This is a genomic window from Micromonospora sp. D75 (assembly GCF_018070405.1).
Classification (GTDB): Bacteria; Actinomycetota; Actinomycetes; order Mycobacteriales; family Micromonosporaceae; genus Micromonospora; species Micromonospora chalcea.
In genome coordinates this window covers 1-1,292 of record NZ_JAGPXV010000995.1, presented here as the reverse complement: position 1 = coordinate 1,292, position 1,292 = coordinate 1, and the positions used below count along the sequence as shown (strand labels likewise).

At 74.2% G+C, this 1,292-nt stretch carries 1 protein-coding gene and 1 pseudogene; both read left to right on the top strand.

Translation table 11 applies throughout. The features are described 5' to 3' along the window. Positions 1 to 683, top strand: a 683-nt coding sequence (locus tag KBX39_RS31430; protein ID WP_210874043.1) for a phosphomevalonate kinase, incomplete at its 5' end; no start/stop codon positions are given. Further along, positions 680 to 1,292 (top strand): annotated as a pseudogene (locus tag KBX39_RS31425) (type 2 isopentenyl-diphosphate Delta-isomerase); the annotation flags it as partial. The gene KBX39_RS31430 and the pseudogene KBX39_RS31425, both read left to right, overlap by 4 nt.

Sequence of the window (1,292 nt, the reverse complement as noted above, 5' to 3'; positions counted from 1 at the left end):
GGGTGGAGCTGTCGCTCGAATCGCGGTTCCGGCTGGCGATGCTGGCGACGGTGCGCGACGGCGCCGACGCCTCCGGCGGTGACCTGGCCGCGAGCGTCTGGGGCGGCTGGATCGCCTACCAGGCGCCCGACCGCGCCGCCGTACGCGACATGGCGCGGCGGCGCGGCGTGGAGGAGACGATGCGCGCGCCCTGGCCGGGCCTGCGGGTCCGGCGGCTGCCACCACCGCGTGGCCTCGCGCTGGAGGTGGGCTGGACCGGGGAGCCGGCCAGCAGCAGCGCGCTGACCGGGCGGCTGGCCGCCTCCCGGTGGCGGGGCAGCGCCGCGCGGTGGAGCTTCACCAGCCGCAGCCAGGAGTGCGTACGCACCGCGATCGACGCGCTGGAGCGGGGCGACGACCAGGAACTGCTGCACCAGGTCCGGCGGGCCCGGCACGTGCTCGCCGAGCTGGACGACGAGGTCCGGCTCGGCATCTTCACCCCCCGCCTGACGGCGCTGTGCGACGCCGCCGAGACCGTCGGCGGCGCGGCCAAACCGTCCGGCGCCGGCGGCGGCGACTGCGGCATCGCGTTGCTGGACGCCGCCGCCGCGACGCAGACCGCGCGGCTGCGCGAGCAGTGGGCCGCCGCCGGGGTGCTCCCCATGCCGATCCAGGTCCACCAGACGAACGGGAGCGCGCGATGATCGCCAACCGCAAGGACGACCACGTCCGGCTCGCCGCCGAGCAGCAGGACCGGCTCGGCGGTCACCACGAGTTCGACGACGTGTCGTTCGTGCACCACGCCCTGGCCGGCATCGACCGGTCCGACGTCTCGCTGGCCACCTCGTTCGGCGGCATCGACTGGCCGGTGCCACTGTGCATCAACGCGATGACCGGCGGCAGCGCCAAGACCGGCCTGATCAACCGGGACCTGGCGATCGCGGCCCGGGAGACCGGTGTACCCGTCGCGACCGGGTCGATGAGCGCCTACTTCGCCGACGAGTCGGTGGCCGAGACGTTCAGCGTGATGCGCCGGGAGAACCCGGACGGGTTCATCATGGCCAACGTCAACGCCACCGCCTCCGTCGAGCGGGCCCGGCGGGCCGTCGACCTGATGCGGGCCGACGCGCTGCAGATCCACCTGAACACCATCCAGGAGACGGTGATGCCGGAGGGGGACCGGTCGTTCGCCGCCTGGGGACCGCGGATCGAACAGATCGTCGCCGGCGTCGGTGTCCCGGTGATCGTCAAGGAGGTCGGCTTCGGGCTCAGCCGCGAGACGCTGCTGCGGCTGCGGGACATGGGTGTCCGGG